The 404-nt window shown below is 72.0% G+C and carries 1 protein-coding gene; it reads right to left on the reverse strand.

Going from position 1 to position 404, the window contains the following annotated elements:
• The coding region (locus AC1DYG_RS20265) for a hypothetical protein (protein ID WP_477641633.1) at positions 1 to 404 on the reverse strand (404 nt) is incomplete at both ends.

The raw sequence follows: 404 nt of genomic DNA on the forward strand, positions 1-404 counted from the left end.
GCGCGTCGTAGTAGGCGCCCATCGGAGAGCTGCAACCGCTCTTCGACCAGTTGGCGCCGGCCCCCTGGGCCCGCACGTCGAAGAAGTTGGCGTTGATCGCGATGGCGGGCGAGCCCATCCGTTGCCAGGCGTCGACCGGGCCGTAGAGCTCGGCGTTCTGCCGGGTGCCGTCGCCGGTGACCGCGTTGGGGTTGCCCTCGCATCGCCCGCTCGAGTCGGACAGCAGCTGCGAGACCAGCCGGGAGTGCGAGGCACCGGGGATGACGACCAGTCGGCTGTCGGTGGCCATGTCGTACGCGCGGCCGTCCGCGGTGACCATCGGGAGCCGGAAGTCGGGACCGAACTGGTAGACCACCGGACCGCCGTGGGCCGACGCGACGGCCTCGGCGAGCCGCCCCTTGGCG

It is taken from the genome of Pedococcus sp. P1_H8 (genome assembly GCF_056405175.1).